This window comes from Vicinamibacterales bacterium (assembly GCA_036504215.1).
Taxonomy (GTDB): domain Bacteria; phylum Acidobacteriota; class Vicinamibacteria; order Vicinamibacterales; family Fen-181; genus FEN-299.
On the sequence record DASXVO010000060.1, the window covers coordinates 36,534 to 42,878 of the forward strand.

Annotated in this window: 5 protein-coding genes; 4 read left to right on the plus strand and 1 reads right to left on the minus strand. The window is 61.7% G+C overall.

What is annotated here, in order from left to right; all coding sequences use genetic code 11:
* Window positions 1–440: 440 nt before the first annotated feature.
* The 4 genes from VGK32_18505 (at window position 441) to VGK32_18520 (ending at window position 5,046) form a co-directional block, all read left to right on the plus strand.
* The gene (locus VGK32_18505) at window positions 441–1,862 is read left to right on the plus strand and encodes a hypothetical protein (protein HEY3383759.1); all 1,422 of its coding nucleotides are present in this window, start codon (window positions 441–443) and stop codon (window positions 1,860–1,862) included.
* 2 nt (window positions 1,863–1,864) lie between these two features.
* Window positions 1,865–2,704 carry a phospholipase D-like domain-containing protein gene (locus tag VGK32_18510; GenBank protein ID HEY3383760.1) on the plus strand — a complete coding sequence of 280 codons (840 nt, stop codon included), beginning with the start codon at window positions 1,865–1,867 and terminating at the stop codon, window positions 2,702–2,704.
* Between the two features lie 758 nt (window positions 2,705–3,462).
* Window positions 3,463–4,254, plus strand: coding sequence for a hypothetical protein (locus VGK32_18515; protein HEY3383761.1), 792 nt, complete (start codon window positions 3,463–3,465; stop codon window positions 4,252–4,254).
* Between the two features lie 117 nt (window positions 4,255–4,371).
* The gene (locus tag VGK32_18520) at window positions 4,372–5,046 is read left to right on the plus strand and encodes a DUF5677 domain-containing protein (GenBank protein HEY3383762.1); all 675 of its coding nucleotides are present in this window, start codon (window positions 4,372–4,374) and stop codon (window positions 5,044–5,046) included.
* 109 nt (window positions 5,047–5,155) lie between these two features.
* Here the strand turns inward: VGK32_18520 and VGK32_18525 are convergent.
* Window positions 5,156–6,275 (minus strand): IS3 family transposase gene (locus VGK32_18525; protein HEY3383763.1). Its coding sequence is split into 2 segments (ribosomal slippage): window positions 5,156–6,011 and window positions 6,010–6,275, totalling 1,122 coding nucleotides; the frame shifts between segments, so codons are not numbered across the junction.
* Window positions 6,276–6,345 lie beyond the last annotated feature (70 nt).

A 6,345-nucleotide genomic window follows, 5' to 3' on the forward strand; every position in this document is an offset into this window, starting at 1 on the left:
ACAGAATGGGCGCGGTTCTCTCCGAAGTATCGACCCTTCTCGACCGATGGCGATCGCGAGGCGGAACGGTCGATCGGCGGTTTCCGCCTCCCGGAGAAGCGGCGCGCTTCACAATCGGTGCTCCTGAGGCGATAGACGCCCACGTTCTTCGAACCGTACTTCTGTGCGGTGCGTGCTCGCGCTTGGTCTTCGTCAAACCTAGTTCGTTTAGAGGTGAGAACGGGCGTCGCTGTCCGTCGTGCAACGCATTGCGACTTAGGCAATTACCCCAGGTATTTGTCCACGGCTGCGGGGAACTAGTCCCCGTAGACGAATGGCTGCCCGCGACGAAGAAGAACCCAGACGGGTCCATCGAGGCGGTAAAGCGTCCTCTTCGGTGCCCTCGCTGCGGCACGGACGGGCAGCTATTCCTTCCGTCGCGGTCGGAACGTGTAAAGGACATGACCGTCGTCTGCCGGCGATGCAATACGGTCGTTGTTGAACGATTCACGGCACGGTGTCACCGATGTCTGAAGAACATCCTTAGGACAGGTCGTGACGTCGGAAGCGAGCCCGAAGCAGCAGGAGCAGGCGAGAAGGCAGACACACTGGTGACACGGATCGCCATGCGCATGACCCGGTACAGCGCCAGCGACTCGTATTATGCCCAATCGCTCACGGTGCTCCGCCTGGACCGACCCGCGGTCACAACCGAGCGCGATCAAGAGGTCGAGACGCTCGCTCAGATACTGCCGCCCAACCGGCGTCCCTCGGCTGCGGTAGGAGGGAGCGAGGGTCTGATGTCCCTCGTCAGGCGACTTCGAGACGCAGAAGTGGCTGGCGATACAGAGCGCACCGCACAGATCAGAAGGCTCATTGCGGAGGCGGCGCTAGGGAATCAGACCCCAACGCGACCTGTCGCGAGCGCTTCGGCTTCATGGACCGTCGCTGACCCGGACATTGAACGAGGCATTTCAGAAAGCCTTGCCTTTCGTCAAAACGTGACCTCGCGCCTGGCAAGGACCGTTGCGTCTGAGGCGGGCGGCGCCGGTGCCGCGCTGCTCGCGGACACTGACGAGCTGTGCCGACGACTGGGGATAGCAGAGGTTCGGTTGGTTGAGGACTTACCGGTCATTACAGCGACGTTCGGGTACACCAGGCGGTCATTCGAACCAACGTACGAGGAGCTGGGCTCAAAAGAACTGCCCACCGAGCTTAGACCGTTCCCATCGCTTGATGAGCGAGCGGCGCGGCGAATTCTACTGCCAGAGGCGACTGGAACGGTGCCGATTCTGGCACGAGAGTCAGAACACGAAGGCGTGTTCTTGTCTCTCGATCATGACCGCGTCATCAAATGGCTGGCCGCGAACGGCGTGAACCTCGGTGCCGAGGAAGGGACACCGCCGATCGCAAGAGTCCTTCGGGCTTTGGAACCCGTCGATCGCTACTCCGACCGGATTTGGGACTGCCCGACTCGTCGATTTGTCTTCGGCGTGGTCCATACGCTGTCTCACGTGGCAATGCGGGCGGCGAGCCGGTTTGCGGGAGTTGAGCGGACGTCGATTAGCGAGTACATCTTCCTACCCTTGATGGGCACGGTCATCTTCGACAACTCCAGCACCTTCCGGCTAGGCGGAATGGAGAGCATGGTAAAGTACCAGCTCCCCGCCTTCCTCTCCTGTCTTTCAAGAGAGGCTCTCGACTGCCTCTACGATCCCGACTGTCTTGATCACAGAGGCGCCTGTCACGGCTGCATTCACTCCCCGGAAATCTCCTGTCGCGTCTTCAACCACGGCTTGTCGAGGTCGTTCCTGTTCGGAGGTCACGCGCCCTGGGCAGACGTCGCGTCCGACCAACGGATTGTTGGCTACTGGCAGGTATGAGCATGGAGAGATCCGCCTACGTCGCAGCCGCGCGAGTGGTCCCTTGGTTGGTGGCAGACATCGAGGCGTCACTGGGGCGCTGCAGTGACGGCGATCTGATCGACGAGCGGTTTTTGCAGGATTCCGCCTCGACCAGACTGCCGTCTGACGAACAAGTCGCTCTAGTGACACGAGGGCTGAAGGCGGTCGGCGTATTGCGTGAGTCAACACGGGGCGTCGAGTTCCAGAAGACCGGAATGCAGGACACCGCCGGGTATCGCCAGGGAGTTCGTGACACCGTAGCGGCTGGCGAGCGTGAACGGTCTTGCCGCGACGACATCTCACTGTGTGCCGCCGTTCCCAATCGGGCGCCCGACAACATTAGGGAATGCGCGACGATCGAGGCGTCAGACCTTAGATCCGGCATCGTGGGCTTGATCTCTGCTACTAACAGGCGGCTGGTCTTGGCGTCGCCGTTCTGGGACGCAGACACAGCGGCGGACATTGCGGACATCGTAAGACGACGAATTGAGTGCGGTGTAACGGTTGATGTGCTTTCCCGGGGAGACAGCAGTAACGGTGTCTATAGACTCCGGAAAGCAATTGGCAACACATCCGCGCTCCGCATCTTCAGGTGGTACGAGAATCAGGGCGCCGGACAAGGTGTAACGACCTTCCATTTCAAGGCAGTTGTCGCCGACGACGGACACCGCGCGTACTTGGGTAGCGCCAATCTGACTCGCGGTGGCTTGCGCGCCACGATGGAGTTAGGACTCATCGTCAAGGGTGACATCGGACGCAGAGTTGCACGAATTGTCGATAGCGTGCTCGCTGCGTCCGAGCGCTATGAGCCAAACGAGTGATGATGCTTCCGGTTCAACGAAAGGAAAGGGACGCGCCTCCGTCCTGCAAGGTGTACACGCCGCGTCCACTCGCTGACGCGATTGTGCGTGCGCTGGGCGACACACCGAGCGACGAATGGCTCGAGCCCAGCGTCGGCGGATGCGTATTCCTGCAGTCGCTAGCGGCATTCGGCGTTCCGCGCGCCAGAATTCGCGCGTTGGATCTTGATCCGCTCCGTCACGGTTTCGATCGCTTGGCGCGCACTCTGCGTGGGCGCGACTTTCTCGAGTGGAGCTGTTCGACGGTAGAGCGCTTCTCGAAGGTGCTCGCAAATCCGCCGTACATTGCGCTCAATCGGGTAGACGCGGATGTGCGAAAGGCAGCACTGAAGATTCAGTTACCGTCTGGAAGCAAGGTTCCGCTGCGGGCGAATTGTTGGCTAGCCTTTCTGAGTGCCAGCACAAATCTCCTTCGTCCGTCCGGCAGCCTGGGCTTCGTACTGCCAGCCGCTTGGTTGTATGCGGACTACGCCGCCTCCTTGCGACAGGAGATCGCCACTTTGTTTGCGGACGTCGAGGTGCACCACAGCCGCAGACCCCTGTTTTCGTCCGTGCAAGAAGGGTCCGTGGTGCTTCTGGCGAGAGGTCTGCGGGCGAATGCATCTCCTGTCGCTGGGCACTTCCGCCAGTGCCACTACGAGACGAGTGAGGAACTGATCCGTGGACTCGAACGCAGTGGCGAACGCACGGTGCGACCATCGGGAGCGGAAGCGGAGGCTATGGCACCTGCCGAGAACGCACGTGCGAAGCAGGAACTGCGAGTTCTAGGTCTGACTAAGGTAGTGGACGACCGGGCAGAGCGGGTCCGGGACGTGATGACGATCCGGCTCGGGGCAGTGACGGGTGATGCTTCGTACTTCTTGTTGACCGAGAACGAGCGAGAGGCAAGGGAGATTCCCAAGGGAGCTCTTGTGCCTGTCGTCTGCCGAGCGCACCACCTAACGAGCGGCAAGGTGAGCGAAGAGGACTGGAACCTGTTGCGGGACGCCGGCGAAAAGGCCTGGTTGTTTCGTCCGACGACGAGCGATAGTCACCTACCGGCGGTTAAGGCGTATCTGGGTTTGCGCCGGAACAACGGCGGATGCAACAGGAGTGCGTACAAGGTCCGATCTAGAGAACCTTGGTACCAGACGCCCATGCCAGATGTGGTAGACGCGTTCATTAGCGGGATGTCCAGCTGGGGACCGTGGCTGGTGTTTCGTGAGATGCCGGGGCTCTCCGCCACGAATACTCTGTACGTCGTGCGCTTCGCTGGGGCATTCTCAATGGACGAAAGAGCGGCGTGGGCAATGTGGCTTTTGACGACCGATGCACGCAGGCTGCTGGCCGAGCGTGGCAGGCGCTACGCAGACGGTTTGGTGAAGTTCGAACCGGGCGATGTCGCTAACATGCCGATCCGCAGGCCGTCTCAGACTCATGGCGCCTACGCGGCCTACCAGCGCGCCGTTCGACTCCTGACGGCCGGAGAGGGACTCCGTTCGCAGGCGATAGCCGACGAGTGGTTTTGCTGAGCGTTACATAAGGTAGTGACTTCAACAGATCCGCTTGCTGTCATAAGGCCACACTGGCGCTGACCCGCTGTAGTCGGCGGGTGAGCAGCTCCGTCAACCCGTTTGTCTCGGATTGACATGACCAGCAAAGACCCGCTTCTGACGCGCTTTGCCGCCGAGCATTCAATCGATGTGCGCAGTCTGCCGGACGCCGAACGGGACGAATTACATTGGGTGCGGCGATGTGCCGAAGCAGTCGATAGAGGCTACGCCGCTCTCTCCGAACAGACTATTGTCTCGGACCCGGCGGTAGGGGTGCTGTGGCATCTTCTCGCTCGGTGCCAAGAAATGGCGGAAGGCGCTATTGTGACTTTCGCGGCGGCGTCGGGTGCGGCAGCAGAGGTGCTGTCTCGCGCGGTTGTCGAGAGAGCCTTGGCGATTCAGTTCATTATCATGAGCCCTCGGGCGCGGCTAGCAGCGTATCTGCGCCACCACGTTGACGATGTCGATCGTCAGATAGCGCAGTGGAGGACTCTAGCGTCGTCGCTGCCAGACGAGGAGCGGCGCGTACACGTCGAGGCGTGCAACTACCGGGCAGTGGCGAATCGAACCATGCGTTCGCTTGTGGACCGCCTTGAGAATGAATTGGTTGGGAAGAATCGTCGTGAGAAGTGGCCTTCGCGTATTGCCGAACGATTCGAAGGGCTGCACGACCGCGTCATGTATCGAACGATGTACGCTCGGCTTTGCTCCGAGACGCACTTCGACGCTGAAGAGACGCTTCGCTACATCGTTGGCAAGTTGGAGGGTTAAGGTGGACCCCAAAGTCTAGACAAAGATCTGGGCCGAGATAGTTAAGATCTTGCCGTCCCTTAACAGGCGCGGAGGCCTCGCCAGAGGCCGCAGCGCCCCTCCGTGAACGTCAGGCAACCTTCGCCCCGGCGTACACCACCGCTGGCGTCCGGTAGGCGAGCGACTGGTGGGGGCGTTCGTCGTTATAGAACCGAAAGTAACGCCCCAGCTGGCGTCGCGCCTCAGGCACCGACCCGTAGTCCTTCAGGTACACTTCTTCGTACTTCACCGAGCGCCACAGCCGCTCGACGAAGACGTTGTCGAGCGCGCGGCCGCGACCGTCCATGCTGACCCGCGCCCCGGCGGCTTCGATCCGTGTGGTGAACCCCGTCGCCGTGAATTGCGCGCCCTGGTCCGTGTTGAAGATCTCCGGCCGGCCCCGTGCGAGCGCCTCGTCGAGGGCGTCCAGGCAGAACTGGCCATCAATCGTCACCGACAGGTCCCACGCCAGCACGCACCGGCTGAACCAGTCGAGAATCGCGACCAGGAACACGAAGCCGTGCCGCAACCGCACGTACGTAATGTCGGTGCTCCACACCTGGTCGACGCGCGTGATCGGCACGTCGCGCAACAGGTACGGGTAGACCTTGTGCCCCGGATGGGGCTCACTGAGGCGCGGTTTCGGCCCGACCGCCTCCAACCCCAGCGCCCGCATCAAGCGCTGCACGTGCTTTCGATTCACGGCATGCCCCACGCGCTGCTGCAACGCCACCTGCATCCGCCGCGAGCCGTAGAACGGCGTCGCGGTGTACTGCTCGTCCAGCAGGCGCATCAACAGCAGGTCCGCCTCGCTCACCGCCACCGGCTGGTAGTAGAACGAGGACCGCGGCAGCTCCAGCAAGGCACACTGCTGCGCGACGCTCAGTCTCGGATGCTTCGGGTCGACGACGGCGCGTCGGTCAGCGGTCGACCAGGTCGTGTATTTTCTTCAACCAGTCCAGCTCCACCTTGAGCTGGCCAATCTCCTGATACAGGGCCGCCTTCAGCGCCTCGTGGTCCTCCACCTCGGTGTCGCGCCGCGTCGCGAACACCTCAGGCAGCGCGGCCACCGCCTGCTTCTTCCACTTGGCGATCTGAATCGGATGCACCTCGAACGTCGACGCCAACTCGCTCAACGTCCGGTCCCCGCGCAACGCCGCCACCGCCACTTTCGCCTTGAACTCCGCACTGTGCAGTCGTCGTTTGGCCATCGTCGGCACTCCCTCTTCCGGGCCGACGATCTTAACTTACGCGGCTGTCCAGTTTTCGGGGTCCACTATA

Bases quoted from the DNA above. Each gene is read 5' to 3' on its own strand.
- VGK32_18505 (HEY3383759.1), top strand. From the start codon at position 441: ATGACCGTCGTCTGCCGGCGATGCAATACGGTCGTTGTTGAACGATTC.
- VGK32_18510 (HEY3383760.1), top strand. From the start codon at position 1,865: ATGGAGAGATCCGCCTACGTCGCAGCCGCGCGAGTGGTCCCTTGGTTG.
- VGK32_18515 (HEY3383761.1), top strand. From the start codon at position 3,463: ATGGCACCTGCCGAGAACGCACGTGCGAAGCAGGAACTGCGAGTTCTA.
- VGK32_18520 (HEY3383762.1), top strand. From the start codon at position 4,372: ATGACCAGCAAAGACCCGCTTCTGACGCGCTTTGCCGCCGAGCATTCA.